At 54.9% G+C, this 25,978-nt stretch carries 24 protein-coding genes and 1 tRNA gene; 14 read left to right on the forward strand and 11 right to left on the reverse strand.

Features of this window, described 5'->3' with window-relative positions; translation table 11 throughout:
• Positions 1 to 410: 410 nt before the first annotated feature.
• On the forward strand, positions 411 to 1,304 hold the full coding sequence (locus VK738_13240; GenBank protein HTD23616.1) for a ParB/RepB/Spo0J family partition protein: 894 nt from the start codon (positions 411 to 413) through the stop codon (positions 1,302 to 1,304).
• A 211-nt stretch (positions 1,305 to 1,515) separates the two neighbouring features.
• On the opposite strand, the gene VK738_13245 is transcribed toward VK738_13240, so the two are convergent.
• The 5 genes from VK738_13245 to VK738_13265 all read right to left on the reverse strand — a co-directional run bounded on the left by VK738_13245 (position 1,516) and on the right by VK738_13265 (position 3,391).
• Entirely contained in the window at positions 1,516 to 2,127 is a 612-nt protein-coding gene (locus tag VK738_13245) for a M28 family peptidase (protein HTD23617.1), read from the reverse strand.
• Positions 2,076 to 2,510 carry a hypothetical protein gene (locus tag VK738_13250; protein HTD23618.1) on the reverse strand — a complete coding sequence of 145 codons (435 nt, stop codon included), beginning with the start codon at positions 2,508 to 2,510 and terminating at the stop codon, positions 2,076 to 2,078. Before VK738_13250 ends, VK738_13245 begins: the two co-directional genes overlap by 52 nt.
• Positions 2,511 to 2,535: 25 nt before the next feature.
• Positions 2,536 to 2,703 (reverse strand): hypothetical protein, encoded by a 168-nt coding sequence (locus tag VK738_13255; GenBank protein ID HTD23619.1) that lies wholly within the window; start codon positions 2,701 to 2,703, stop codon positions 2,536 to 2,538.
• A 261-nt stretch (positions 2,704 to 2,964) separates the two neighbouring features.
• Positions 2,965 to 3,039: transfer RNA gene (locus VK738_13260), tRNA-Lys, on the reverse strand.
• A gap of 34 nt (positions 3,040 to 3,073) precedes the next feature.
• Positions 3,074 to 3,391 carry a hypothetical protein gene (locus tag VK738_13265; protein ID HTD23620.1) on the reverse strand — a complete coding sequence of 106 codons (318 nt, stop codon included), beginning with the start codon at positions 3,389 to 3,391 and terminating at the stop codon, positions 3,074 to 3,076.
• A gap of 321 nt (positions 3,392 to 3,712) precedes the next feature.
• On the opposite strand from VK738_13265, the gene VK738_13270 reads away from it, so the two are divergent.
• From VK738_13270 to VK738_13280, 3 genes are all read left to right on the forward strand, one after another.
• The gene (locus VK738_13270; protein HTD23621.1) at positions 3,713 to 5,239 is read left to right on the forward strand and encodes a LamG-like jellyroll fold domain-containing protein; all 1,527 of its coding nucleotides are present in this window, start codon (positions 3,713 to 3,715) and stop codon (positions 5,237 to 5,239) included.
• 85 nt (positions 5,240 to 5,324) lie between these two features.
• Positions 5,325 to 5,948, forward strand: a complete 624-nt coding sequence (locus VK738_13275) for a PadR family transcriptional regulator (GenBank protein HTD23622.1) — start codon at positions 5,325 to 5,327, stop codon at positions 5,946 to 5,948.
• A 7-nt stretch (positions 5,949 to 5,955) separates the two neighbouring features.
• Positions 5,956 to 6,708, forward strand: a complete 753-nt coding sequence (locus VK738_13280) for an SDR family oxidoreductase (GenBank protein HTD23623.1) — start codon at positions 5,956 to 5,958, stop codon at positions 6,706 to 6,708.
• Between the two features lie 66 nt (positions 6,709 to 6,774).
• On the opposite strand, the gene trmFO is transcribed toward VK738_13280, so the two are convergent.
• The 4 genes from trmFO to VK738_13300 form a co-directional block, all read right to left on the reverse strand.
• A complete protein-coding gene (trmFO, locus tag VK738_13285; GenBank protein ID HTD23624.1) occupies positions 6,775 to 8,160 on the reverse strand; it encodes a methylenetetrahydrofolate--tRNA-(uracil(54)-C(5))-methyltransferase (FADH(2)-oxidizing) TrmFO in 1,386 nt (461 codons plus the stop codon).
• Between the two features lie 100 nt (positions 8,161 to 8,260).
• Positions 8,261 to 8,947 (reverse strand): hypothetical protein, encoded by a 687-nt coding sequence (locus VK738_13290; GenBank protein ID HTD23625.1) that lies wholly within the window; start codon positions 8,945 to 8,947, stop codon positions 8,261 to 8,263.
• Between the two features lie 293 nt (positions 8,948 to 9,240).
• On the reverse strand, positions 9,241 to 9,741 hold the full coding sequence (locus VK738_13295) for a GNAT family N-acetyltransferase (GenBank protein ID HTD23626.1): 501 nt from the start codon (positions 9,739 to 9,741) through the stop codon (positions 9,241 to 9,243).
• A gap of 14 nt (positions 9,742 to 9,755) precedes the next feature.
• Positions 9,756 to 11,198, reverse strand: coding sequence for a lysozyme inhibitor LprI family protein (locus tag VK738_13300; protein ID HTD23627.1), 1,443 nt, complete (start codon positions 11,196 to 11,198; stop codon positions 9,756 to 9,758).
• Between the two features lie 930 nt (positions 11,199 to 12,128).
• Here VK738_13300 and VK738_13305 point away from each other — a divergent pair.
• The gene (locus tag VK738_13305) at positions 12,129 to 12,584 is read left to right on the forward strand and encodes a hypothetical protein (GenBank protein HTD23628.1); all 456 of its coding nucleotides are present in this window, start codon (positions 12,129 to 12,131) and stop codon (positions 12,582 to 12,584) included.
• Between the two features lie 111 nt (positions 12,585 to 12,695).
• Here VK738_13305 and VK738_13310 read toward each other — a convergent pair whose 3' ends face one another.
• Complete coding sequence (locus VK738_13310; protein HTD23629.1) at positions 12,696 to 14,762, reverse strand: M13 family metallopeptidase; 2,067 nt, start codon at positions 14,760 to 14,762, stop codon at positions 12,696 to 12,698.
• A 143-nt stretch (positions 14,763 to 14,905) separates the two neighbouring features.
• On the opposite strand from VK738_13310, the gene VK738_13315 reads away from it, so the two are divergent.
• From VK738_13315 to clpB, 7 genes are all read left to right on the forward strand, one after another.
• Positions 14,906 to 15,463: a hypothetical protein gene (locus VK738_13315; protein ID HTD23630.1), complete on the forward strand. Its 558-nt coding sequence runs from the start codon at positions 14,906 to 14,908 to the stop codon at positions 15,461 to 15,463.
• 69 nt (positions 15,464 to 15,532) lie between these two features.
• On the forward strand, positions 15,533 to 16,171 hold the full coding sequence (locus VK738_13320; GenBank protein ID HTD23631.1) for a GNAT family protein: 639 nt from the start codon (positions 15,533 to 15,535) through the stop codon (positions 16,169 to 16,171).
• Positions 16,172 to 16,285: 114 nt separating this feature from the next.
• Positions 16,286 to 17,107 carry a C4-type zinc ribbon domain-containing protein gene (locus VK738_13325; protein ID HTD23632.1) on the forward strand — a complete coding sequence of 274 codons (822 nt, stop codon included), beginning with the start codon at positions 16,286 to 16,288 and terminating at the stop codon, positions 17,105 to 17,107.
• A gap of 34 nt (positions 17,108 to 17,141) precedes the next feature.
• Entirely contained in the window at positions 17,142 to 18,242 is a 1,101-nt protein-coding gene (locus VK738_13330; GenBank protein ID HTD23633.1) for a tetratricopeptide repeat protein, read from the forward strand.
• A gap of 29 nt (positions 18,243 to 18,271) precedes the next feature.
• Positions 18,272 to 19,456 (forward strand): class I SAM-dependent rRNA methyltransferase, encoded by a 1,185-nt coding sequence (locus VK738_13335; GenBank protein ID HTD23634.1) that lies wholly within the window; start codon positions 18,272 to 18,274, stop codon positions 19,454 to 19,456.
• Positions 19,457 to 19,720: 264 nt separating this feature from the next.
• A complete protein-coding gene (locus VK738_13340; protein HTD23635.1) occupies positions 19,721 to 20,203 on the forward strand; it encodes an Hsp20/alpha crystallin family protein in 483 nt (160 codons plus the stop codon).
• 216 nt (positions 20,204 to 20,419) lie between these two features.
• Entirely contained in the window at positions 20,420 to 23,080 is a 2,661-nt protein-coding gene (gene clpB / locus VK738_13345; protein HTD23636.1) for an ATP-dependent chaperone ClpB, read from the forward strand.
• 72 nt (positions 23,081 to 23,152) lie between these two features.
• On the opposite strand, the gene VK738_13350 is transcribed toward clpB, so the two are convergent.
• The gene (locus VK738_13350) at positions 23,153 to 23,650 is read right to left on the reverse strand and encodes a Spy/CpxP family protein refolding chaperone (protein HTD23637.1); all 498 of its coding nucleotides are present in this window, start codon (positions 23,648 to 23,650) and stop codon (positions 23,153 to 23,155) included.
• A gap of 229 nt (positions 23,651 to 23,879) precedes the next feature.
• Between VK738_13350 and VK738_13355 the strand changes: the two genes are divergently transcribed.
• The gene (locus tag VK738_13355) at positions 23,880 to 24,596 is read left to right on the forward strand and encodes a response regulator transcription factor (protein ID HTD23638.1); all 717 of its coding nucleotides are present in this window, start codon (positions 23,880 to 23,882) and stop codon (positions 24,594 to 24,596) included.
• A gap of 3 nt (positions 24,597 to 24,599) precedes the next feature.
• Complete coding sequence (locus tag VK738_13360; GenBank protein ID HTD23639.1) at positions 24,600 to 25,976, forward strand: ATP-binding protein; 1,377 nt, start codon at positions 24,600 to 24,602, stop codon at positions 25,974 to 25,976.
• The last annotated feature ends 2 nt before the right edge of the window (positions 25,977 to 25,978 follow it).

Consider the following 25,978-nt stretch of genomic DNA (forward strand, 5'->3'; position numbering starts at 1 on the left):
ACACTTTTTTCCTGAAATTCGGCTTGCCTGAGAGGGATTAGATTGTGAATATCCGGTGGAGAAAGGGGAGAATCCTGGCCCGCCCTGCGACCCTTTTGAACAGGCCGGGAAACAACCAAGATCCCCCCTCTAGTAACTAATGGCAGTTTCCGAGTAAACGTTACAAGTCTTAAAGAATTCATATTCCGTAAAGCGAAAACTGTCTAGGCAGGTCTGGGGGAACCGCCAAAAGTGTTTCGCGCGGAACACTTTTCAGTCACAATGCCCCCTTAAGCAGGTACGAAAAACTCGCAACTAGCACCTTGGAACTTGGAGTTTCTTGAACTGGTATCATTTTGTTTGAAATGGCGTCAAAGTCTGTTTTAATGAAAAATGTTCCGCGAGGAACATTTTGGCGGTTTGGGAGCCGAATGAAGAAGATGAATTTACAGAAAAGAAAAGCACTAGGACGCGGCCTCGAAACCCTTCTGCCCGCCGCACGGGGAGCCACTGCGACCGCCCAAGCCCCCGCCGACGCCGTTCGCGATCTCCGCATCGAGCACATTGACCGCAACCGCTACCAGACCCGCGCACGTATGGATGAAGCCGCCCTCAACGAGCTGGCCGCTTCCATCAAAGCGAATGGTGTGATGCAGCCGATCGTCGTGCGTCCTCTTCGTGACGGACGCTTCGAACTCATCGCCGGCGAGCGCCGCTGGCTGGCTTCTCAGCGCGCCGGCAAGCAAACCGTTCCAGCCATAGTCCGCCAAGTCAGTGACCAGCAGGCGCTGGAGCTGACTATCATTGAAAATTTGCAGCGCGAAGATCTGGGTCCCATGGAGCAGGCCCAGGCTTTCGACCGGCTCTCGCGTGAGTTCAATGTCACCCAGGAGCAGATGGCGCAGCGCACCGGCAAAGATCGCACCTCGATTGCCAACTATATACGCCTGCTCAAGCTGCCGCATGAAGTGCAGGAGGAGTTGAAGCACAACCAGGAGCTCACTTTCAGTCACGCCAAACTTCTGCTGACGTTGAACTCAGAGGAAGAAATCAGGCGCATCGCCAAAGAGATTGTCAGCAAGCATCTTTCGACCATTCAAACCGAAGCTCTGATCTTCAATCTCAAGAATCCCTCGAGCGAAAATGGACACGGCCAGACAATTCGTCCTGCGGATCCCAACGTCCGCGCCGCCGAACGCGAACTCGAGCAGGCCTTGGGTGTCCGCGTATTCATCAAAGACAGAAAAGGAAAGGGCAGAATCATCATCGAATACGCCACGCTCGAAGACTTCGACCGCATCGTCGAAGCCCTCTCCAGGAAATAGGCTGGCTCGGAACCTCCAACCTCACAATATAAAATACTTTATATTGTAAAGTAATAGAGTTTGGGGAAGCGCGGGCGCCATCTGGATTCGCGCGAAACAAGAGCTTGGTACCGTGCTGCTTCGGGCCACGCATCCGGTGCTCGGCACCCGCGAAGTTCGACCTCGCGTCGAAGCAGCAGAGGCGGAGCTTGCGTAGCTGTCTATTAACTGACTATTTCTCCAGCTCAATCACGGCTGTATAAACCTGCTGCACCACTTTGGCCATGCGGTTGAAATCGAGCGTGTTGAGCACGTCTTCGGGGTGGTGGTATCTCTTGTTGCGGTAAAACGCGGTATCGGTAATCATGAGCGCCGGGAAACTGCGGTTCCAGTAATTCAGGTGGTCGGAGAAATCCACGCCCACCAGGTTCCGGGGCGCATTGATGGAGCGCAACGGCAGATCATTGGTGGCCATCATGGCTCGCTTCACCCGGCGCAGTAATTCTATCTCCTGCATTGTCCCAACCAATGCTATGAAATTGCCCTTATTGGGATAGAGCGCCTTCAACTCCGGCAGCGGATAATCCTGACTATCAGGCTGATCGCTAAAGTAGCCAATCATCTCCAGGCACAGCATGGCACGCAGCTTGGCGTGCTCCTCCACCAGCGACTCGGCATGCACCGCGCTGCCCATCTGCTCCGTGCGGAAAAAAGGAGGCTCTTCCAGCGTGTAGGCCACCAGCTCCACCGGGGTCTGCAACTCCTCTTTGCCCAGCAGATACGCCAGCTCAATCAGTCCGGCAATGCCGCTGGCATTATCATCCGCCCCCGGAACGGTCCGCACACATCGTAATGCGCGCCTACCACAATGCGCTCGGCGTCCTTGGAACCGGAGTTCTTTCCAAAACGGGCAATCACGTTGCGGTAGTGCTGGCTGTCTACCACGAAGGCTTGTTCGCTGACCGCGCCTCCCGCCAGCCGAAATTGTTCGTGAATATAAGCCGCCGCCCGGTCCAGGTTCTCGACGTGCGTGTAATCGCGCGGCGCAAGAGTTTCAGAAAGTTCAGTCACATGCTTGCGCAGCCGCTCCGGATCAACCGCCGGTGCCGCCGATGCATGATGCACCGCCCACACCGGCTGCGTGAGAAGTAAGGCAATCCCAGTCACGCATGCAACCAAGAAAAGCAAAGCGATGATCAATACCCGGCCGCTTCCCGCTTTTATCATGGCAGCTTATTATGGCATGTGTTGATCAGTGAATCGTCTCCAGGGCGATTTGCCCGATGGATTCGGCATTGGGCAAGTTGACGCAAGACACAAGATAGCGGTAATGGTAATCAGGATGCGTTTCATATCTGTCCTTGTCACTCACATTTGCCCATTGGGCTTCTTCACCGTATATAAGCAGCAGATATTTCATAGTCAGGGCCTCCTTTACCCCATTAACAAGGTACGACGGATGAGGGGCCGAATTTCGACAGTTCGATGAAAAAAATGGGTCATCGTTTTTCGCTGTGTCTCTGTGGTAGTGATTCTCCTTAAAATCCTCGTGATCCGTGAAATCCGCGGTGAGCCGTTGCTTCTTCATATGCATTGGAGCGCGTGGCGAGACTTGAACTCGCAACCCCTCAGGCTAGAACTGAGTGCTCTGACGATTGAGCTACACGCGCCCTCTAAAATTTGGTGCCGTGGGCAGGAATTGAACCTGCGACCTTCAGACGAAAAGCCTGATGCTCTTTCTCTGAGCTACCACGGCCCGGCTTCACAGAAATACCACGAGATCGGCAGTCTCAGGCGCTGCTTTTCTCAGGATATTCCGCTTCAACAGAACTGGTGCGGGAGTCAGGTGTTACCCCGCAAGATGGTTGCCCATCTCCTCCCGCAAAACGCCATAAGCGATAGTTTGATAAGACCGCCCGCTGTTTCTGGTCCAGGGGAACTGTCGCAATCGCCGTGAACCCATAGTCGTAATCGGGCTCGCTCCACGCGTAGTGCGGAATCTGGTGACGCTCCAGCCGAGTAAGCGCCTGGCGCAGTGCTTCCTGGTTCGGAACGCCGATCACAATGATGTTGGGTGTGCCTGGCTCAGGGAAATACAACGACGCCATGTGGAACACGGCGTGATTAGTCTGGACTATTTGCTGAGCGAGTGGAAGGTCTTGCCGAACGAAAACGTAAACGTAAGGAGTGTAAATCTATGTCATGAGGTGTTTCTACCAGAAAGGAATTTCTTTTGTCAAGTCGCGCACAATTGGCTGTGAAGTAGCGTTGATGTCCTCGTCGGTTGTCATGCGGACGTGCGGGCGTGGGATCTCTTCTGTGTTTGGGGTGATTCATGCCTGTTCTGCGGCGAAAATAAGCCAATGCAATTCGCTGCTTTACGATAGAATCCAACTATCCCCCGATAAAAACTTGCCGGAGTCAGGCCTATGCTGCTTGCTCGCACCGTCGCGATTTTGACTGTCTGTTTGTGCTCCACGCTTGAATCGCTGGCCCAGAGCGAAGCCCAGACCGAAATGGCGCGGCTGCGCCCGCAAGTGGTCTGGCAGCGCACCCCGCCAAGCTCCAAAGTGCTCGATGGCCCGGTGCTCTATCAGATCATCATTCGCAGCAGCGCCACTCAAGGACACATCCCCAAAATTTCCAATAACTTCACGCTGACGAACTCCTTGATCTCCGAGGACGTGAACGGCATTCATATCGGCACTCTGTCGGTGGATTCCACTGGCTTCATCAACTTTGCCAATAATCAAACTTTCCCCGGCAGCGGCGTTACAAGCATCACTGCGGGCACGGGATTGACTGCCACCGTTAACAACCCAATTACCACCAGCGGCACCCTTGCCCTCGATACCAACTACACCGACGCACGCTATGCAACATCATCTTCGCTGGCCTCGTATCTGCTTCTGAGTGGAGGCACGCTGATTGGCGCTCTGCAACTGAGCGGGCCTCCCAGCACAGCGTTACAAGCCGCGACCAAAGCCTACGTGGATGCGGCTTCCAAAAACAGTCTGGGAGTCTTGGCCGCCGACTATGAATTTGACGAAACCTCCGGCAGCGCATTTGCCGACAGCTCCGGATTCAACAACACTGCCAATGCACCTATTGCCGGCATCGCCGTTGGCTCCGCCGGGCATACCGGGAAAGCCATAAACTTTTCCGGTGGAGTGGTGACGGCAACCGGAACACCCGATAGTCCTCAGGTCTGGGTGGAAGCCTGGATCAATCCTCAGGCCCCTCAAAATACGTCCAGGACTATCCTCACTAAATTTGGGGTTTATGCGCTCAAACTGCAGTTCGGGAGCCCTGTTTTCACCGTGACTTCGTCGGCAAGCTGCAGTGTGCAATCGCCTGCGGTATTACCTATCGGTACGTATTCTCACGTGGGCGGCTGGTACAACGGTCTTACAGTTGTGATCGAAGCCAATGGGATAACAACCGAAGCCCCTTGCACCATGGGTCCTCTGTTTGCAAGCAACGCTCTCTTTATAGGTGCTGCCGACGGCAGTGGCACAAATCCCTTTCAAGGCAGCATCGATGAAGTACGCATCCGGACCGTCGCTCCTCCTCCGGCACAGGCTACACCCACACTTACCAATCAATACTGCGGTTCTACGGCTGCCACGACGGGACAGGTGACATCTCTTTCGGGTGGCTACCGCGCCGCCGCCCTGTTGTGCCAGACCGCATGCAACTCTTCCGCAGCCACCATGTGTACAGCAACGGACATGGTCCACTCTGCTCAGCTTGGTATTAGTCTGCCTTCAAATGTCTGGTACTCCAGCGGCACCTTCGTTCCTGTGACCACCAACTCAACCTTCGTCACTGATTGCAATGGCTGGACCGAGGGCCCCCCGGGCACTCCCTATGACGGGCCAACCTGGGTTACGGGCGCCCCGAGCATGGCAACCTGCTCATCCTCGCTTCCCATCGCCTGTTGCACGCTGAAGTAAAGAACCCTACTAAAACTAATTGGAGAGTAGTTAGCCGGTCATTGCCTCTTGACATATATCTATTAGATACGTATCTTCTAGTAATATGAAAGCGAAGACCGCGAACTCCACCAAGTACGCAGTCCTCAGCATGTTGAGCCTAAAGCCCATGTCCGGCTATGACATCAAGCAGTTTGCCGCCGGCAGCATTGGTCATTTCTGGAAAGAAAGTTACGGACAAATCTATCCCACGCTCCGCCTTCTGCAGAAAGAAGGTTTGGCCATTCCTGAAGAAGAAAAGAACAACGGTGAGCGCCTACGCCGCGTCTTTCGCATTACAACTAAGGGCAAGACTGAAGTCGAAAACTGGCTTAAGGATCAGCCGCGCCCCGAGCCCGCTCGCAGCGAATTGCTCCTCAAACTATTCTTCGGCTACCAGGTTTCACCCCAGGAGTCCGTCCGTCACATCGAAGCTTTTCGCCAGACCATGCAAGCACAACTCCAGGAATATCAACAAATTGAAAAGCAGCTCGAAAAAAACCTTAGCCATCATCCCGGATTCCCGTATTGGATAATGACCCTACAATTCGGAAAGTACCGCGCCCTGGCCTATCTGCAATGGTGCGACGTAAGCCTGGATCTGCTTAGCAAAAACAATCCCAAAGACTCGAAACTTGAGAACGCCACCAAAAATTCAAACCAGCAACAATCGACAAAACAGGAAGGATGACACAATTATGAACCTGCTTGTTTTTGGAGCTACCGGCGGGACCGGCCGTGCGCTGGTTCGACAGGCGCTTGCGCAAGGCCACTTGGTTACCGCTTTCGCTCGCGATCCTGCAAAGGTCAAAATTACACATGAGAACCTGCGGATTGCCCGGGGGAACATCCTCGACTACGACTCGGTGGAAGCCGCAGTCAAAAACCAGGACGCCGTGGTTTCCGCTCTGGGAACAAGACCAAAAGTGGGTCTAGTTGTTCTTGTGATCATCGCATGCCAGGTCTTGGCGCGGACCGCAGGCTTGTCGGGGCCTCTGATGTGGTTGGTTCGAATTGGTATCCCGCTGTTGGCCCTCTTGTTGGTCCAGAAGAAGACTACCACTCTGTCAGAAGGCACAAAGAACATCGTGCGCGCCATGGAAAAACTTGGTGTCCGGCGGTTCATCTGCGAGTCCTCGCTCGGGGTCGGCGACAGCAAAGGACAGTTGGGTTTTCTCTACAACTACATTCTGATCCCATTATTTATTCGCAGCATGTTTGCCGACAAAGAAGTGCAGGAGACCATCATCAGGAAGAGTACCCTCGATTGGGTGATCGTTCGCCCGGGTGCGCTGACGAACGGCCCGCCAACAGGCAAATATCACAGTTGGCTCGGAGCACCCGATGTCTCCATTCGCCGCAAGATCTCGCGACCTGATGTGGCTGATTTTATGTTACGGCAACTGGGCGAGAGTGCCGATTTAGGAAAGACTCCCGCTCTCTCTTATTAAATGAGGATAGACGCCGCAACAATGCATCAGATTGTTATTCCAGGGGAGCGCAGCAACGAGGAAATCCTATTGTCCCTTACCGGCAACAGCGACCGGCTGTAATTTGTCCACTACCCGCTTCCACCACGTACCGAATTCGCTCAAGGCGTGCGCACAGATTTTTTGGTGGCGTAACTTGCGATCACGAATCTTTTCTTCGAGCTGAGGCAGAAGATCGAAGGTAATATTGGCCGGCTGAAAGTTTTTCGCCTCGGCGTGCGTGATGTAGTGGGTCAGCGATCCAAGCGCAGTGGCACGCGAAATCAGAGGCAAAGCATCAGAGTCAGCGCCTGGCGTTTGAGGAAAGGCTTCGCCCAGTTGGTCCGCCATCATGGTCGCGTAAATTCCCGCCAGCAGCCCTGTAGCCATAGATTCCACGTAGCCTTCGACGCCGCAGATCTGTCCTGCAAAAAACACGCGCGGATATGCCTTCATCTGCAACGAGGCGCAGAGCAGTGCAGGTGCGTTGATGTAAGTATTGCGGTGAATTTGCCCGTAACGCAGGAAGCGGGCGTTTTCCAGGCCAGGAATCAGCCGAAGCACGCGCGCTTGCTCACCGTACTTCAAATGATTTTGAAAACCGACGAGGTTGTAGGAATCGGCGCGCTGGTTCTCCTGGCGCAACTGCACCACAGCGTAGGGAATTTTTCCCGTACGCGGGTCTTTGAGTCCCACCGGCTTCATCGGGCCAAAGCGCAGGGTATCGCGTCCCCGGCGGGCGGTTTCTTCAATAGGCAGGCAGCCTTCGAAGTAATTGAGCTTCTCCCAATCCTTGCCTTCAACCGACTGCGCTACCATAAGCGCATCATAGAATCTGTCGTACTCTTCCGTCGTAAACGGACAGTTGATGTAATCGGCATCGCCCTTGTCATAGCGTGCCGCGCGATAGACCCGTGAATCGTCAATTGATTCGGCCTCAACAATCGGGCTGATGGAATCATAAAAAGAAAGATGGTCACTGCCGGTAAGGCGGGCGATCTCTTGCGAAAGAGGAGCCGAGGTCAGCGGACCCGTGGCAATGATCGTCAGGCCGTCTTGTTCATCAATCTTTATGACTTCTTCGCGATGCACCGTGATCAACGGCTCGTGCGCAACGGCCTCGGCGATGCCATGCGAAAAGGCAATTCGGTCAACCGCCAGCGCGTGACCGGCAGGAACCGCGGCGGCATCGGCACATTGCAGCAGACGCGAGCCGGCGCGGCGCAACTCCTGCTTGAGCAACCAGGGGGCGGTATTTTCGCTCTCTGACTTCAGAGAATTGGAGCAAACCAACTCGCCAAAGTCCGCTGTCTGGTGTGCCGGCGTGGTTTGCACCGGGCGCATCTCGTAGAGGTCTACTGCGATCCCGAAACGCGCGCATTGCAGCGCAGCCTCGCAGCCCGCCAGCCCGGCGCCGATGATCTTGATGCGCATTTTTCTATTCTATTCTTATTGCTGTGACGAGCTCGTAACCGCGGGAAGGCTACAGATCCAGCGCGAGCTTTTTCTGTAAGCATGAGACGCGAAGGAAACTCTACAAGTGAGAAACGATCTTGCGTCCGATATCCGCTCCGCGGGTGCGCGCGTCGGGTACGTAGGTCGTATTCATTTGGATCATGCTGTCGCCCTTGAGCACATAGAAGGTGTGGCCAAACGAGCCCATCATCGCGTGATCGCCAACGTCGGGCACATCTTCGAAGCCAGGAATGGCTGATGTGGCGGCACGAGTTGCCGACCAGTCGCTGCTGCCGGCATTGCGTTGCACGGTGAAAGAAAACACCTTTCCATCCTTATCGGGCTGCGTGAGGCCAAGCGACTTCACCATGCCTTCCATTTGGTTGGGGTCTTTCAGTAGCTCCAGCGGATTATCCGTCTTCGGCGCCGGGTGCTTGGATGCCTCTTCCGACTGTTTGCGCGCCTGCTCCACCGCCATCTTCTGCAATTGAGCGAACGCCTCAGGATTGGTGTAATAGGCGCAACCGGGGTCGGAGCCTTCCATAATTTCCGAGCTCTTTTCGATGGTCACTCCCAACACCTGCTGCAACTCTTCTCGCGAAAGCAGCGTGCAGGAAGTGCCCTGTTCCACCTTCACCTGGGATTGCGAGTTGCCCGTCATGCCACCGGTGACGGCGGTGATCTTATTCTTCGCCCAGTGCACTCCGTAAAAAATTCCGGCCACGGCGAGTACGACCAAAAGCAGCAGGATGCAACCAGCAATCAACAGAAATTTTCCGCAACCCGAGCCCTTTGGCTTTGCAGGTGGGGTTTGAGCCGCGGGTGGGCTCTGAACTGGAGCTGGCGGCGCAGGCTGACTCTGAACAGGCGCGGGTTGACTTTGAACTGGAGATGGAGCGTTGGGGGCCTGCACTTGCTGGCCGCATTTCATACAGAACGTGCCTACGACTGGCGCTCCGCACTTAGTGCATAGGTTCGGCATGTCTTCTCTCCGAAAAACAGGGCTCCGAAAACGGCCTCTATTCTACCCTCGATTGTGGTCAGAGAGAGCGAACCGTTTCACGACAGGCTAGCCAGCTTTTTCAGGGCCTTACCTTGCACCCGCATGCCGAGCCACTCCTTCATAACCTCGGCCCCCAACGATTCATAGAACTTGATAGAAGGCGTGTTCCAGTCGAGCACTTGCCACTGGTAGCGTCCGCATTTTTGTTTTACCGCGAGCTTTGCCAGGTGGACCAGCAAAGCTTTGCCAATTCCTTTGCCGCGAAATTCGGGATACACAAAGAGGTCTTCCAGATACAATCCCGGCCGCCCCAGCCACGTCGAGTAGTTATAAAACCATAAAGCGAAGCCAACCGGCTTGCGCTCCCACTCAGCGATGACTACGTGGAACCTCGGAGTGCGGCCGAAGCCGTCGCGAAGGATATCCCGCCTGGTGGCCACGGCAGATTTTGGTGCACGCTCATATTCCGCCAGAGCGCGGATAAATTCCACAATCAAAGAGGCATCTTTGCGGGTAGCGGGACGAATCTTCAACACAGATGACGAGCGTTTTTTCATTTCCCCAAATTGCTTTATTTCATGAGCGGTAATCGTTTTTCAAGTTCATCGATTCTAGACTCATAACACTCTTGTGGCACGGTTGGGTCTTTGTAAAGCGTGCAGCGCTTGTCTCGGTCCGCCAGCCACTTTCGCTCCTCGGCTCGCAGGTCTTCCTTTTCGGCAGGTGATAATTTCTTGAGAAGCGATTGATAAACCCTGTTTAGTTCCACATCCAGTTTTGCCAGTGCGGGGTCGTAACATGTGGCCCGTTCGACTTCCTGTTGCGCTTTGTCGCAATCGTAGCTCGTTTTGTAGCGCGGGCTCTTCTGAATCGATACCGGAAGGAACTTCTTGCCGTTCCACTTATACTTAACCACCAGGGGCTTTTTCCGGCTGGTCCCGTCGTAAAAGGTTTCCACCAGCAATCCTTGCTGGACGCTCAATCTCAAGTTTCGGTTACCAAACAACGCATCATAGTTCTTTGGATCAATCTCAGCAATCTTTAGCTCAATCAGATGCCCCTTCGAGTTTCGCGAGAAGACTGAGTGGACATCAGGACCGGCAGTTCCGGTATTGCAAGTGCCGGCATCAACAACTGCTTCGTCCTCGCCATCTCCGGTAAAATCGTAGTAGATTACATTCTGAATATAGGCTCCCAGCGACTCGCAGCCGCTCGTCTTTACAATTTCTTTCCACAATTCATTTTCTGTGATTTTCCGCGGCTTCTTTGCCGCTGCGATGGATAGCTGTGCCAGGCACAACAAGGCAATGGTTAGTAGAACACGCATTTGTGTCACCCATTGTGTTAACACTTCAACCTGGTCAGGAAATAAGCTCCTGATACACTCGAGAAAACCAAGGTGAAGCGCGCCGTAGGTTTTATTATAGCGACACCTGATCTTTGATTCTGAACTGGAGACATCATGGCCCGCATCAGCTACGTCGAACCCGACCAGGCACCACCTGAAGTAAAAGAAATTTACGACACTGTTCTGAAAGGCAAGCCGGGTAGCATACAAAAAGCCCTGGCCCACCGCCCGGACATACTTAAGAACTTTCTCGCCTTCTATTCCAGCGTTGGCCGCCACATGGAGCGCCGGCTGTACGAGCTGGTCTACATCCGCGTTTCCATGATCAACCAGTGCCACTATTGACTGCAGCACCACCTCGCTTCGTCGAAGCGAGCCGGCCTTACACCCGACGATTGGAAAGCCCTCAAAAATCCAGCGCCGTCTTCTTTTACCGAAAAAGAAAAAGCCGCACTGGTCTTTGCCGAAAAACTTACGCGCACGCCGTACGATATCAATGACAGCGACATCGCCGTCCTCAAACCGAACTTCAACGATGGCGAGATTGTTGAACTCGATCTTCTGGTGGGCCTGGTGAATCTGACCAACCGCTTCACCGATCCGTTGGGAATGGATCTGGAATTTCCGGCAACTCCGATTGAGTAGCGAGCAGTCAGCATTCGGCATTCAGCTTAAAGCTGGGTTTTGGTAGAGGACCACGCCGGCCCGTTACTCAAACGGTAATATTTCCGGTGCGGGGTCAAGTAGGCTGGGGGCCCCCACCCTTGTACAGTAGGGGGTACAAGCCTTAAGCCCTTCGTAATCAGCTTCTTAGGGAAAACGTAAGTAGAGGTGGAAAGGGACTTCAGGCTTGTGTACTAGGGTTGGTAGTTACTTTTCTGTTAGCTTTGGCAACGTGGGCCTTGGCATTCGGAAGTCAGCACCCACGGCAAGCCGGGGGCAGGCTCAGCATTCAGCCCTCAGCTAAAGCCCGGTGGCGCTACGGATTTTCAAAGAGCATTACCAATCGCGGCTCCGCGGCTAAAAACAAAGGCCGCTGGGCCGGCTGTATCCCGCGCATTCTTGAATGCCGGATACACTTTCGATCCCCATTATGATCCACAAGGTTGGGGAATGGAAGGTTTTGATACCACTTTGGCACTAAAGATCTCCTGGATAGTCTAATCAATCTGGCTATAGCTTGTAGCGCCGCTTTGCTGCGCGCTGGCCTAGGGCAGCGCGGAAAGATTTTTATGGCAACCCAGGACTTACGTTCCATCGACTCCGCTCAGGACAGGCTCTGGGCTACCGAATGCCGCCCTTTCAGGGCTCGTGTGTCGTATTACCGCCGTTCTCGCAAGAGATAACATCCTTCGGCTTCGCTCAGGGCAGGCTACGGGCACGAACGTAAACACTAAGGGACACCAGGCGAAAACCTTACACCGGCAAGACACAGCCGGGGACGGCTGTGCCACACGAACGAGGAAGCCTCACAATGTCAAGCTTTTGGTGCCAGGATGGTGCCATCATATGGCGGTATCGTTATGGTATCAAGACGGTGCATTTCACGCGATCTGGGTCATCATAGTCTCAGGCAGCCGAGGAGGGTGCTTGAGGATGAAGATTACGGAGCTTTTCGGCGGCGGGCGCCGCTGCCAGCATGTGTTTCAGAACGGCGACCAGTGCAAGGCCACGCCGCAGAAGGACAAGGCTTATTGTTTTTTTCATGACCCGGAGCAGCAGCAGAAGCGCTCGGCCGCGCGGCGGCAGGGGGGAGCGGCGGGGCGGCGGGCGCGGGCGGAGATTGTGTTGCCGGCTGATGGGCCGGTGAAGCCCCTGAAGGAGGTGGCGCAGCTTGAAGAGCTGATGGAAGAGACCATCCACAAGGTGCAGCGGGGGGAGATTGATCCGTATGTGGCCACTACGATCTGCTATCTGGCCAACAGCCTGTATGTTTTCAAGCAGCGAAATGCGGCCCACGCCAGCAAGGCCAAGGAAGAGAAAGTCTTCCAAAGGCGGCCCGATGGCAGTATCATTTTCGGTCCCAAGCCAGAGTTCGAGGAAGACGCGTAAAGGTTAACCACAAAGGACACTAAGGTTAAACACGAAGGACTAAGGCAAACCGCGGATTTCGCTGATTTTCGCGGATCAGATTTTGCCGTACTAGACCTTACAGCTTCTTATCTACCAGACCTTACAAACTTTATCTGGCGGTTTCACCATGGGCTGATCCTTTTTACACGAGAACGCTTGCGAGAACTCCGGCATGTTGACTACCACGCCGTTGATGCGGTACTCGGGCGGCGAGTGCGGGTCGGTCAAAGCGTTCACCCGCAAATTCTCCGGACGCTCATTGGCACACGCCCACTGTGCGAAACCCACGAAGAAGCGCTGGTCAGGAGTGAGGTCTTCTACCGGCGCTAAGTCCTTGCCTTTGGTGGCGGCCTTCCAGGCGATGTAGCCCAAAATTTCCCCGCCTAGGTCGGCCACGTCTTCACCCAGCGTCAGCTTGCTGTTGATGTGGATATCATCAACCACCACGTATTGCGCATACTGGTCAGAGACGCACTTGGTGCGCTCGTCGAATTTCTGGCGATCATCTTTGCTCCACCAGTCTTTCAGGTTGCCCTTGGCGTCGAACTTGCTTCCTTCGTCGTCGAAGCCGTGGGTCAGCTCGTGGCCAATCGTTCCCCCGGTGTTTCCGTAATTGGGAGCGTCGTCAATTTTGGCGTCGTAGAGCGGAGGCTGCAGCACGCCCGCGGGGAAATTGATATCGTTCATTTGCGAGCTGTAGTAGGCGTTGACGGTGGGCGGGGTCATACCCCACTCGGTGCGGTCCACGGGCTGGCCGATCTTGTTGTAGTCGCGCCGGTTTTCGAAGGCCAGGGCGCGCTCGACGTCGCCGAGAAAATCATTGCGCGTGATCGCGACCGAGCTGTAGTCGCGCCACTTGTCGGGATATCCGACTTTGTTGCGGATGCTGTGCAGCTTGGCCAGGGCCTGCTGCTTGGTTTCGGCGCTCATCCAGTCGAGCGACTGGATGCGCTGCTCCATGGCGTCTTCGATGAGCTTCACCATATCCTGCGTGCTTTTCTTCAGCTCCGGTGAAAAAACCTGGGCGACATAGGCCTGGCCAAGGGCTTCGCCGAGATCGCGGTCGGTGAACTGCACGCAGCGCCGCCAGCGCGGCTGCAGCTCCTTCGCCCCGCGCAGATATTTGGAGTAGAACTCGAAGTTCTCTTGCACGAAGGCCGAGGGGAGATAAGGAGCGTATCCGTTGGCGAGATGGAAGCGCAGGTAGGTCTTCCAGTTCTCCAGGGGCTCGGCGGCGAGCCGGGCGTTGACCTCTTTGAAGAATGCCGGAGGCACGACGTTGATAATTTCAAACGCCGGCAGCTTCAACTCGCGGATGTAAGACTTCCAGTCGAAGTTGGGCGTGAGCTGCTCGAGATCGGCGAGCTTGATTTTGTTCTTCTGCTTATAAGGATCGCGGCGCTCAACCCGCGTCATGGAAGCGCGGGCGAGCGAAGTCTCGATCTGCATGACGGTTTGGGCGTTCTTGCCGGCCGCCTCGGGGCTATCGCCCAGCAGCTCGAAGATCTTCTGCACGTGTTGCAGGTAACGCTCGCGCGTCTCTTTCGACTTGGCGTCGTCTTTAATGTAATAGTCACGGTCGGGCAGGCCGAGTCCGCCCTGGTTGAGAGCGGCGATTTGCTGGTCGGAGTCGTCGGGGTCTTGGCGTGATCCACTGTTAAACAGAATGCCTCCGCCGAGGGTCATCTGCAGCTTTGCCACGAGCGGGGCCAGATCGTGCGCGGACTTTACCCGGGCAATGGCATCGAGGTCGGGCTGCAGCGGAGCCAGTCCGCGCTTCTCGACGGCGGCTTCATCCACGCAGGCGGCATAGAAATTGCCGATCTTCTGGTTAGCAGCACCGGCCGGCGCTTTGCCCGTCGTTGAACTCGATGACGCCTGCTCCAGAATACCGCGCAGAAAGTTCAGGTTGTCCTGATAGAGCTTGCCGTAAACGCTCCACGATACCTGGTCAGGCGGAATGGGATTATTCTTTTTCCACCCACCGCAGGAGTACTGATAAAAATCCACGCAAGGGTCGGCCGACTTGTCCATGGATTTAACATCCAGGCTGGGCGAGTAGGGCAACACCAGTTTTTGAGTGGAAGGCTTCTGCGCAACCGCGGAAGAGATCAACATCAATGTAAGAAGAGAGTAGAAACCAAACGCTTTCAGCATAGGACGGCCATTTTACGCCAAGCGCTCGCTTTTCGGCACGGCTGAGTAGCTCTTTAATATGTCACGAGATTGGGTAGCTTCTGGGATTGCACCACGATAAACTTGCCCGATACGTGATGTCTTCACAGATGAGGCACAAACTCATGCGTCCTGTTGTCCAACCCCGCGCTCTTTTATTGATTGTTCTGATGGCTGCTTGCAGTCTAGCGAAAAGTCAGGGTAGCCCCTCTGCGAAAGACAAAAAAGACAGCGACGCCTCTTACATGGTTCGTGCCAGATGGATGCGATTTGCGCCTGAGAACATGAAAAACACATGCATTGAAGTTTACAAAGACGGACGCTTTCATCTGGAGAGGATCAATGGCCCCGCCGGGAGCGGACGAAATGAGGTTTACGAAGGTACGTTGTCTGAACCACAAATGAACGAGCTGCGTTCCATTATTGGTGAGAAAAGTTTTGAAGACCTGCATTCCCTGCCCAATGCCTGGGCACTGAGGACCGGTGGGCAAAGTCTAGATGCTGAAGTTCAGCGTGAAGACCAGATTCAGCGGTTCGCACTGGTTGACGATGGCCAGCACTCATTGCCATCTGCGATCACGCCGTTTCTGAAATGGATCGGCGGACTGAAACCTGATAGCTCTTCGCGCATCAAAAATGCAAAACTGTCCCTTTGTGCTGTCGCTGACTCTTTGCGGTACTGACATTTCCGGTTCAGTAAGGAGACTAAGAGGGCTGCGGCAAAATGTGCGACGCTGGGCTAGACTCATTGCATGATGAAAGCTGTGGGAACAGAAAGTATTGCGCTGTCAGGCAGGCACATTCGTCTCGAACCGCTGGACCACCGCCACGTCGCGGGCTTAGCCTCGGCCTCGGCAGATGATCCCTCCCTCTACCAGTGGAGTCCCGTCCCGCAGGGCAAGGTCGAGGCTACCAGCTACATCAACACCGCCCTGGCCTGGCAGGACGCCGGCAGCGCGGTGCCGTTCGCGATTGTCCGCGCGGATGACGGGGTCGTTATCGGGTCTACACGCTTCTGGAACCTGGAGCGATGGTCATGGCCGCCGGGCCACCCGTCGCATGGCCGCAGCACGCCCGACGCCTGTGAGATCGGCTACACGTGGCTGACCCGCTCGGCAATCCGGAGTGCGGTCAACACCGAGGCCAAGCTGCTCATGCTGACCTATGCCTTTGAAACGTGGCAGGTGCTGCGTGTCTGCTTTCACACCGACGCGCGTAACCAGCGTTCCCGCGCTGCGCTGGAACGCATCGGCGGGAAGTTCGAAGGGATTCTCCGGGCCCATCGAATGGCTGCTGACTACATCGCTCGCGACTCGGTGCGTTATTCGATCGTGGCGGCGGAGTGGCCAGATGTGAAGCGACGGCTGAATCACCTCTTGGATCAAATCTGATCGAGATTTCGCCGCCGGGCAAATAGCCGCGATTCAAACTGAGATACTCGCAATAATGCAGCGCGGCTGCTCTAAGGTGCTAGAATAAGAGAGACCTTCCTATGCGTGGACTCTATGCATCCTGAGCTGGAAAGACTGAAGTCGCTGCAGGACGTTGATCGTGAGATCCAGCGCCTCAATGACGAAATAGCCACCCTGCCGCGCCGGGTGGCTGAAATTGAAACCAAGTTGGTCAGCGTCAAAGCCCAGATCGAGCAGGAAAAAAACAAAATCAAGCAGAACGATGCAGCCAAGCGCGGGTTCGAATCAGAAATCCAGTCGCTGCAGCAAAAAATCTCCAAGTATCGTGAGCAGTCGCTGGATGTAAAAACCAACGAGCAATATAAGGCGCTGCTGCACGAAGTCGAGTTTGCCGAGAAACAGATTCGTGACCATGAAGAAAAAATCCTGGTTGCGATGGTCGAGGCCGAATCTCACGATAAGAATCTCAAGTCGGCTGAAGCCGAGCTCAAGACCCAAAGCGCCCTCATTGAAAAAGAAAAAATAGAAGCCCGTGCCCGCACCGAACAGGACGAAAAGGCACTGGCGGAGTGGCAGACCAAACGGCAGGAGCTGCGGAGTGGGGTTACAGCGCAGGTGCTGGAGCACTACGACCGCATCTTGCCGGTACGCAAGACGGCCCTGGCAGAAGCAATAGGCCAGAAATGTTCGGGTTGCAATGTCATGCTGCGCCCGCAGAAATACGACGAAATCCGCAGCAACGCCCAAATCATCACTTGTGATTCGTGCAGCCGCTTCTTGTTCTACGATCCATCCCACGAACCTCCTCCTCCGCCGGTCAAGCCAGTTCGCAAGCGGAAGGCCAAGTCTGAACCGACAGACAAGCCAGGGGAAGAGGCCGCCATCGAAGCCGACCAGGCCCCTGCCAGTCCGTAACTGTTCGGCGGTTGCACGGGTGAAGGGAGTGCATATGTTCCGTTGTTTAAGTGTTATTTCTCTTGCCTGCCTGATACCTTTGAGCGCACTACCGCAACGCGGTGGCTCCAATTTTCCCAGCGCCCGTTCAAGCGTTTGTGAGCTACAAATCCACGTCGCTTATGAAGATGACCATCCTGCGGAAAGAATGCTGCAGGTAGACCTGCTCAACAACAACGGTGGGACCACAGGACAGACCTTCACCGATGATCGCGGAGACGCCACATTCCAGGTCACCTCCGGCAATTACCGGGTGAGGATTACAGGCGCCAATGTTGCTGAAACCACGTCGTCGTATTTCTCCGTGGATGGCCGTGAAATGACCCACATGGAATATGTCAACGTACATCGCCTGCCATCGAATTCGAATGCGCCCACTGGACCTGGGGGTACGGTTTCCGTAGCCGACCTTAATGTTCCGGGAGCTGCGGCCAAGGAGTTCCAGAAGGGAAACGAAGCGCTGCAAAAAAATGATTTGGAAGAGGCCCACAAGCATTTTGATAAGGCAATCAAGATTTATCCTTCGTATGCCGGAGCTTTCTTCGGCGAGGGGGTGCTGGAGTTCAAGTCTGGAGACAAGCAAAAGGCACGCCAGGACTTTGAAAAAACCCTTGCCCTCAATGACCACTTTGTGCCGGCCTACTTTAATCTGGCCCGCATGGCGGTCATGGATAACGATTATAAGCATGCCGATGATTTGCTTGGCAAGGCAAGCACAGCCGACCCGATGAATCCGGAAGGGCTGCTGCTGACCGCGCAAGTGGACCTGTTGCTCAATAACTTTGATGGAGCGATCGAAGGCGCCAAAAAGCTGCATGCCATGCCGCATGAACACTATGCCATAGTCCATCTGATCGCAGCGCATGCTTACCTCTCTAAAAATATGCCCAGCCCCGCTGCCGCCGAGTATAAACAATTCCTGGATGAAGCCCCGACGGACCCGCGAGCGTCAAAAGTCCGCGATGAATTGACAGCGCTGCTAAAATCACAGGATCGGCAACAAGCGCAGCAAGCACCGGGAGCTCAAGAGTCACAGGAGCAACAAGCGGCGCCCAGCGAACCGAAAACGCCACAAGAGCCACAAGCAAACCACTGAAGCCTATCGCCGCCCACGCCAAAGTTATAATTTCGCGCAGAGCCGCGTCCCGCCTGCGGGAGGGACACGTGTGGGTCTATCGCTCTGAAATCATCTCTGAAGACGCCACTCAACCCGGCGCCCTGGTACATATAGAAGACGAACGCGGCAAATTTCTGGGCACCGCACTCTACAGCAGCTCTTCCCAAATCGCTTTACGCAAACTGACGGGGGAGCGTTTGCAAACCCAGCAGCAATTACTGGAATTGCTGCGTCAGCGGGTGCGCACTGCGCTGGCGTACCGCCAATGGCTGCCTCAGGCAAAAGACACAAACGCTGCCCGCCTCATCTTCAGCGAGGCTGATGGTCTGCCCGGAATCATCGTGGATCGTTATAACGATATCTTGTCTCTGCACAGCCAGACCCAGGCCATGGACCGCCCCGAGATCAAGCAGGCCATGGTTGCGGAACTGCAGACCCAGCTCGCCTCCAGCGGTGTGGCGCATATTGTGGAAAGAGTCGAGCCGCACATCCGCGAACTCGAGCAGTTACCGCCGGCCGAAAACCATTTGCTTCATGGCGAAAAAACTTCGACGCAATATACACTGAACGGTGTCCACTTTCATTACGACGCGCTCAGCGGACAAAAAACCGGCGCCTTCCTTGACCAATGCGAAAACTACGCTGCCGCAGAAAAATATGCCCACGGCAAAGCGCTTGACGCCTTCTGCTACCAGGGTGGCTTCGCCCTGCATCTCGCCCGCGCTTGTACTGAAGTGACTGCGCTCGATACCTCACGCCCAGCGCTCGAAATAGCCGAGGAAAACGAAAAACTCAATCACATCCAGGGTCAACCCGAGATCGAGTGGATTGAAGCCAATGCCTTCGATCTTCTCAAAGACTATTCCGCTTCTGGAAAGCAATATGACACGATTGTTCTCGATCCACCCGCCTTTGCCAAGAGCAAACGCAATCTCGAAACCGCGCTGCGGGGATACAAAGAGCTCAACCTGCGCGCGGTGAAAATGTTGCGCCCGGGTGGAGTCCTGGTCACCTGTTCATGCTCCTACCATGTCAGTGAACAGGATTTTCGTCAGATGCTGACTGCCGCCGCGGTTGATGCCGGCCGCACCCTTTGCCTTCTCGAAATGCGCACCCAATCAAAAGACCATCCCATCGTGCTGGGAATCCCCGAAACCCATTACCTGAAGTGCCTGATCTGCACCGTACGATAATTCTTTTTTTCCACAACCGGCAAGACAACGCTTCCTCACTCTTTGGAATCACGGTAGAGGTGGGGCCATTGTTGGGCAAAACACCCGTAAAACGTAAGAATTGCCTCGCTTATTTTCATGTAAATTATTGAAAGTAAAGCTAAAGTCTATATTGACAATAACACACTAAGATTTTATGATTCTTTTAGACTAAGTATGAGTCTAAAGCCTTAGTAGGTTATTAAACCTAAGCTTTGAACCCCAAAATTTTAGGAGGAAACTAAAATGGCATATCTGACCCGTTTTGAACCTTTCCGTGATTTAGCGAATTTTCAGAACCAGATCAACCGAATTTTCCAGGACTATGGCCGAGGCAGTGATGAATTGTTGACCAGTGGCACCTTCGTGCCCCCGGTTGATGTCTATGAGGATGAGCACAGCATCACCCTGAAGCTGGAAGTCCCCGGGATTGAGGAAAAGAATCTGGACATCAAGTTGGAAAACAACACCTTGACTGTTCGGGGCGAGCGTAACTTCGAGAAAGAAGAAAAAGAAGAGAACTTCCATCGCATTGAGCGCCGCTATGGTGCTTTTGCGCGTTCCTTCACGTTGCCCAACACGGTGGATACCGAGAACGTAAACGCCACCTATGAAAACGGCATCTTGAAGATCCAGCTTGCCAAGCGCGCCGAAGCCAAGCCGAAGCAGATCAAGGTAGGCATCGGTCCCAAGACAGTCGAAGCCGGCAAGAAGATCCAAGCCGCGTAATTCTCACAACTGCAGTACCCGAATGGGGAGATGGGCAGTTCCACAGGGCCCCATTTCCCCTTGTTTTTTATATTCGAAATACAATTTTGAAAAGTACGATTTGAGAAGTACGATTAATGAATTTTGCACCTGTGTCGTACCGCGTACATCTGATTTCTTGTTAGAAGAACTGTGAGTTCTAATTTCATAGTTGATGTTTGAGAGTAAGGAGGGATTATGGCTATTCGTTGGGACAAATTGACATTGAAGGCGCAGGAAGCAGTACAGCGCGCCAACGATCTTGCCTCCGAACACGGCAACCCTGAACTGCAACCGGCGCACTTGCTGCTGGCGTTGGTGGAAGATACTGAAGGCATCGTTCCGCCCGTGCTGGAAAAGATCGGCGCGAGCTCAACCGCCGTTCAGGCGAATGCGCGTGCTCTTATCGAACGCTTGCCCAAAGTGTCGGGCGGAGGCGCTACCCAGGCGAATCTCTCGGCTAACGCCTCGAAGGTGTTGGAAAACGCCTTCAAAGAAGCCGAACGTTTTAAAGATGAGTTTGTCTCTACCGAGCATCTGCTGCTGGCCATCGCCGATGGAAAAGATGAAGCAGCCAAATTGTTGGCCTCCCAGGGAGCGACCCGCGACTCGATTTTGAAGGCGCTGACCACGGTGCGCGGCAGTCAGAAGGTTACCGACCAGAACCCCGAGGCGAAGTACCAGGCCCTGCAGCGCTATGCTCGTGATCTCACCGACCTGGCGCGCCGCGGCAAGCTCGATCCCGTGATCGGACGCGATGAAGAGGTCCGCCGTGTTGTCCAAGTGCTCTCCCGCCGCACAAAAAATAATCCCGTGCTGATCGGTGAACCCGGAGTAGGAAAGACCGCCATCGTAGAAGGATTGGCGCAGCGCATCATCTCCGGCGACGTGCCTGAGGTTTTGCGCTCCAAGCGTATCGTCGCCCTCGATTTGGGCTCTATGCTCGCAGGAGCAAAGTACCGCGGCGAGTTTGAAGACCGTCTCAAGGCCGTGCTGAAAGAAATTGAGGAATCTCAAGGGCAGGTCATCCTGTTTATTGACGAACTGCACACGCTGGTAGGCGCAGGCGCTGCCGAAGGCGCAATTGACGCCAGCAATATGCTGAAGCCGCCGCTCGCCCGGGGTGAGCTGCGCGCCATCGGTGCGACTACGCTCAATGAATACCGCAAATACATCGAGAAAGATGCTGCGCTCGAACGCCGCTTCCAGGTTGTATATGTAGGTGAGCCCAACGTCGAAGATACCATCGCAATCCTGCGGGGATTGAAAGAGCGCTACGAGGTGCATCACGGAGTCCGCATTAAGGATTCCGCGATTGTCGCCGCAGCCACACTCTCGCACCGTTACATTACCGATCGCTTCCTGCCCGATAAAGCCATTGATCTGGTAGACGAGGCGGCTGCATCGTTGCGCATACAGATTGATTCCATGCCAACGGAAATTGATCAGCTTGAGCGCCGCGCCACGCAGCTTGAAATCGAAAAGCAGGCCCTGAAGAAAGAAGACGATCCCAACTCGCGCGAACGTCTGGCCGTGGTTGAGAAAGAGCTGGCCGGTGTGCGTGAACAGGCCAATGCTCTCAAGGCCCGCTGGCTGGAGGAGAAGGCGGCGATCACCAAAGTGCGCCAGCTCAAGGAGCGCATCGAGCAGCTCAAGCTCGAAGAGCAGGCAGAAGAACGCAAGGGTAATCTGCAGCGCGTGGCCGAGATCCGTTACGGTCTGTTGCGCCAGGCCGAGGCCGAACTGGCCAAATTGAATGCCGAAACGGATGGCAACACCCGTCGCTCCCGCATGTTGAAAGAAGAAGTGGATGAAGAGGATATTGCCCGCATCGTTTCCAAGTGGACGGGGATTCCTGTTTCCAAGATGCTGGAGGGCGAAGTAAAAAAGCTGGTAGCGATGGAGAACCGTCTGCGCGAGCGTGTGCTCGGCCAGGATTCAGCTTTAGAGCGCGTGGCCAATGCCGTCCGCCGATCACGTGCGGGGCTGAGCGATCCCAACCGTCCTATCGGCTCGTTTATTTTCCTGGGACCAACGGGTGTGGGAAAAACCGAACTGGCGCGTGCGTTGGCTGAATTTCTCTTCGATGACGAACACGCACTGGTGCGCATTGATATGTCCGAGTACATGGAAAAGCACGCGGTTTCGCGGCTGATCGGAGCGCCTCCCGGCTACGTCGGCTACGACGAAGGTGGACAGCTCACCGAGCAGGTGCGCCGCCGGCCTTATTCGGTAGTCCTGTTCGATGAAATTGAAAAGGCGCATCCCGATGTCTTCAATGTGCTGCTGCAGATTCTGGATGACGGCCGCCTGACCGACGGCCAGGGCCGAACCGTGGATTTCAAGAACACGGTCATCATCATGACCTCGAACCTCGGCGCTACCTATCTGGCAGCCGTGCGGCCCGACAACCGTGAGGATTTTTACGAAGCCACTGAAAAAGTGATGGATGCACTGCGCTCCCACTTCAAGCCTGAGTTCCTGAACCGCGTGGATGACATTATTGTCTTCAATCCGCTGGGGAAAGAGCAGCTTACGCACATTGTGGAGCTACGCCTGAACGATCTGCGCCGCTTGCTTTCGGACCGCAAGGTGACGATTGAACTCACTGACGCCGCCCGCGAACTGCTCTTCAGCGAAGGTTATGATCCGACCTATGGAGCGCGTCCGCTGAAGCGGGCCATCCAGCGCCTGATTCAAGATCCGCTGGCGCTCAAGATTCTGGATGGCGAAGTGCTGCACGGCGACCACGTGCTCGTGGATGCCGATCGTAAAGAGCGCAAGATGATCTTTAAGGTCAACCGTGCCGGCAGCAGTGCCGAAAAGCGAGAGCGTCGCGCAAAAGCTCCGGTGGCATAAAAGAGCGAATAAACACAAAGGGCGGGACCCAAGCAGCAATCCCGCCCTTCGTGCTTTCGGGGAGAAAAACTCTTAGTTGTTTTTGTTTTCCTGCTCCTTGTGCTCGTCCATCCATCTCTTCATGTGTTCTTGATGGCGTTCGCGGAGCGTTGCCAGCTTGGTACGCTGCTCCGGAGTCAGGACTTTGTAGATCTCATTCTGTGTGCGGGCTGCTGCCACAGCCAGGTTGATGAGATTCTCTTTGTTTTGCTCAAGCGTGGCCCGTACCTGGTTAGCATCGAAGTTATCGGAAAGCGCCTGGGCTTCCACCTGCTGATGCAGTTGCCTTGCATTGCTCAAGAGCGGCTGCATTTGCGTACGTTCCTGCTCCAGGATGGATTTGATCGCAGTCCGCTGCTGATCGCTGAGGTCCAGGTAATCGGTCAGGAACTGGACCGCATGGCCTCCAAAGGGGAACATCATGGCCGCGTTCTTATAGCGCTCATGTTTCACGACATTTTGCGCGACCGCTGCGGTCAAGAGCAGCGCCACCAGAATGACGGAAATAATAATCACACGTTTCTTACTCATAACTTTCATTGACTCCTTTTTTCTGCAGGGCTACTTGGTCACCAAAACTCCGCGGCCAAAAAACCGCTCTGCCCTCACCAATTTTCCTGCTCACTTAGTAAGACGTTTGCCACGAGCGCTCTATGGTTAAGAAGGGGCGAGACCGTGTAAAGAAGTGTAAAGAAATTTTTGCAAATATTTACGCAGACTGACTTCTGGCTACAGTAGAACTAAACTATATAGAGAGCATATGGAACGAGTCCTCATTATTGATGACGATGTAGAGCTGTGCAGCATGATTGCTGAATACCTGCGCCCGGAAGGTTTCAGCGTAGAGGCTGTCCACAACGGCGAGCGCGGTTTGCAGCGTGCTCTTTCCGGCGATCATGATCTTTTGCTTTTGGATGTAATGCTGCCAGGCATGAATGGATTCGATCTGCTGCGGCAACTGCGCACCTCGTCTGATTTACGCGTCCTGCTGTTGACCGCACGCGGTGACGACGTTGATCGCATTGTAGGTCTTGAAATTGGCGCTGATGATTATCTCCCCAAGCCATTTAATCCTCGCGAACTGCTGGCGCGCGTGCGGGCAATTTTGCGCCGTCCGCAGAATGGCAAAGGCTCTCCCGAGTCAGGAGAGCGCCTGTCGGTCGGAGACGTTGAACTCGATCTCGGTTCGCGCGCGGCCACCCGGAATGGCGAAGCGGTTGAGCTTACCTCGGTGGAATTCAGCCTTCTGGAGGCCTTGCTGCGCTCGGCGGGTAAAATCGTCTCCCGCGAGGAGTTGGCGCAGAAGGTGCTTGGCCGGAACCTGAACTTATTTGACCGCAGTATTGACGTGCATATCAGCAAGTTGCGCAAGAAACTGGGCGAAATGGTCAGCGGAGGCGAACGCATCAAGACGGTTCGTGGCGCCGGCTATCTTTATGCTTTGCCCGCGGCTGAGCAAAAGGTTGCTGAAAGATAAACCATGCGCAGCTTGTTTTTCAAAATCTTCCTTTCCTTTTGGATAAGCACGATTCTCATCATTACAATTCTGGCGCTCACCGCTGAAACCCGGCGCTCGGCCGAGGTACACGAATCCTGGCGCAACATGTTTACCGGTGTAACCACGGTCAATGCCTACACCTTTGCCCAAGCGTATGAAAGTCAGGGCTGTGAAGGCCTGCGCCAGCAACAGAAGAGCCTGGAGCAGACCACGCATCTGCAAAGCTATTTTCTCGATGACAGCGGCAACCCTCTTTGTGGTCAGCCTCCGAATGGGGTACCCAAAGAAGCTAAAGAGGCGGCCAATCGTGTTTCCCAGACCGGGAGCGTCGAATTCATAACCGCCGACCGGCCGCGAGTTGCCGCCAAGCGCATTGTTACTGCGGAGGGTGATGCTTATCGTTTCGTGGTTATGTTGCCCCCACCCCAGATTCGTCTCTGGACCTGGGCTGCGCTCCAGCGCCTCATGATTGCGGTTCCCATCTCGGGCCTGGTTTGCTTCGTGCTGGCACGTTATCTTACGGCGCCTATTACACGTCTGCGTACGGCGGCGCAGCAGATCGCACAAGGAGACCTCAGCGCCCGCGCCGCAGCCAAAACGGGAAAGCGCGGAGACGAAGTCGGCCAACTTGTGGGCGACTTCAATCACATGGCTGAACGCCTCGAAATCCTGATCGGAGCGCAACAGCGCCTGATTCGCGACATCTCACACGAGCTGCGGTCTCCGCTGACCCGGCTGGTGCTGGCATTGGGTCTGGCACGCCAAAACGACAACGGCAATCAGGTTGCACTCGACCGCATGGAGAAAGAAACTGAACGCCTGAATGAGATGATTGAGCGCCTTTTGACGCTCTCCCGTCTGGAATCGGCGACTGAGCCCCCGCCGAAGTCCCCGGTAAGCCTGACGGAGCTGATGCATACCATCCTTGCCGATGTTGAGATCGAAGCCAAAATGCGCAACTGCTCTATCCAGTACAACGCGCCGCGCGATTACAACATCGCTGCCAACTTCGAGCTCTTGCGCAGTGCGCTCGAAAACGTCATGCGCAATGCCATTCGCTACACGGCCGAAGGGAGCACGGTGGAAGTCAGCGCGGAGCGCACCCACTCCACGCCTCCGCTTGAAGTCGTAATTCGGGTTCGCGATCACGGCCCGGGAGTCCCGGAAGCCGAGCTGCAAAACCTGTTTCGTCCCTTTTACCGGCTGGATGCCTCCCGCGAACGGCAAACCGGAGGGGTCGGTCTGGGTCTTACCATCGCAGAGCGCGCGGTAAAGCTGCATGGAGGCAGCATCCAGGCCAAGAATTGTCCTACAGGTGGATTAATCCTCGAAATACATCTGCCGATTTCAGACGGCTAAAG

Source organism: Terriglobales bacterium, assembly GCA_035487355.1.
Classification (GTDB): domain Bacteria; phylum Acidobacteriota; class Terriglobia; order Terriglobales; family Acidobacteriaceae; genus QIAW01.

Bases quoted from the DNA above. Each gene is read 5' to 3' on its own strand.
- VK738_13240 (HTD23616.1), top strand. From the start codon at position 411: ATGAAGAAGATGAATTTACAGAAAAGAAAAGCACTAGGACGCGGCCTC.
- VK738_13250 (HTD23618.1), bottom strand. From the start codon at position 2,510: ATGATAAAAGCGGGAAGCGGCCGGGTATTGATCATCGCTTTGCTTTTC.
- VK738_13255 (HTD23619.1), bottom strand. From the start codon at position 2,703: ATGAAATATCTGCTGCTTATATACGGTGAAGAAGCCCAATGGGCAAAT.
- VK738_13265 (HTD23620.1), bottom strand. From the start codon at position 3,391: ATGGCGTCGTTGTATTTCCCTGAGCCAGGCACACCCAACATCATTGTG.
- VK738_13270 (HTD23621.1), top strand. From the start codon at position 3,713: ATGCTGCTTGCTCGCACCGTCGCGATTTTGACTGTCTGTTTGTGCTCC.
- VK738_13275 (HTD23622.1), top strand. From the start codon at position 5,325: ATGAAAGCGAAGACCGCGAACTCCACCAAGTACGCAGTCCTCAGCATG.
- VK738_13280 (HTD23623.1), top strand. From the start codon at position 5,956: ATGAACCTGCTTGTTTTTGGAGCTACCGGCGGGACCGGCCGTGCGCTG.
- trmFO (HTD23624.1), bottom strand. From the start codon at position 8,160: ATGCGCATCAAGATCATCGGCGCCGGGCTGGCGGGCTGCGAGGCTGCG.
- VK738_13295 (HTD23626.1), bottom strand. From the start codon at position 9,741: ATGAAAAAACGCTCGTCATCTGTGTTGAAGATTCGTCCCGCTACCCGC.
- VK738_13300 (HTD23627.1), bottom strand. From the start codon at position 11,198: ATGCCGAATGCTGACTGCTCGCTACTCAATCGGAGTTGCCGGAAATTC.
- VK738_13305 (HTD23628.1), top strand. From the start codon at position 12,129: ATGAAGATTACGGAGCTTTTCGGCGGCGGGCGCCGCTGCCAGCATGTG.
- VK738_13310 (HTD23629.1), bottom strand. From the start codon at position 14,762: ATGCTGAAAGCGTTTGGTTTCTACTCTCTTCTTACATTGATGTTGATC.
- VK738_13315 (HTD23630.1), top strand. From the start codon at position 14,906: ATGCGTCCTGTTGTCCAACCCCGCGCTCTTTTATTGATTGTTCTGATG.
- VK738_13320 (HTD23631.1), top strand. From the start codon at position 15,533: ATGATGAAAGCTGTGGGAACAGAAAGTATTGCGCTGTCAGGCAGGCAC.
- VK738_13325 (HTD23632.1), top strand. From the start codon at position 16,286: ATGCATCCTGAGCTGGAAAGACTGAAGTCGCTGCAGGACGTTGATCGT.
- VK738_13330 (HTD23633.1), top strand. From the start codon at position 17,142: ATGTTCCGTTGTTTAAGTGTTATTTCTCTTGCCTGCCTGATACCTTTG.
- VK738_13340 (HTD23635.1), top strand. From the start codon at position 19,721: ATGGCATATCTGACCCGTTTTGAACCTTTCCGTGATTTAGCGAATTTT.
- clpB (HTD23636.1), top strand. From the start codon at position 20,420: ATGGCTATTCGTTGGGACAAATTGACATTGAAGGCGCAGGAAGCAGTA.
- VK738_13350 (HTD23637.1), bottom strand. From the start codon at position 23,650: ATGAGTAAGAAACGTGTGATTATTATTTCCGTCATTCTGGTGGCGCTG.
- VK738_13355 (HTD23638.1), top strand. From the start codon at position 23,880: ATGGAACGAGTCCTCATTATTGATGACGATGTAGAGCTGTGCAGCATG.
- VK738_13360 (HTD23639.1), top strand. From the start codon at position 24,600: ATGCGCAGCTTGTTTTTCAAAATCTTCCTTTCCTTTTGGATAAGCACG.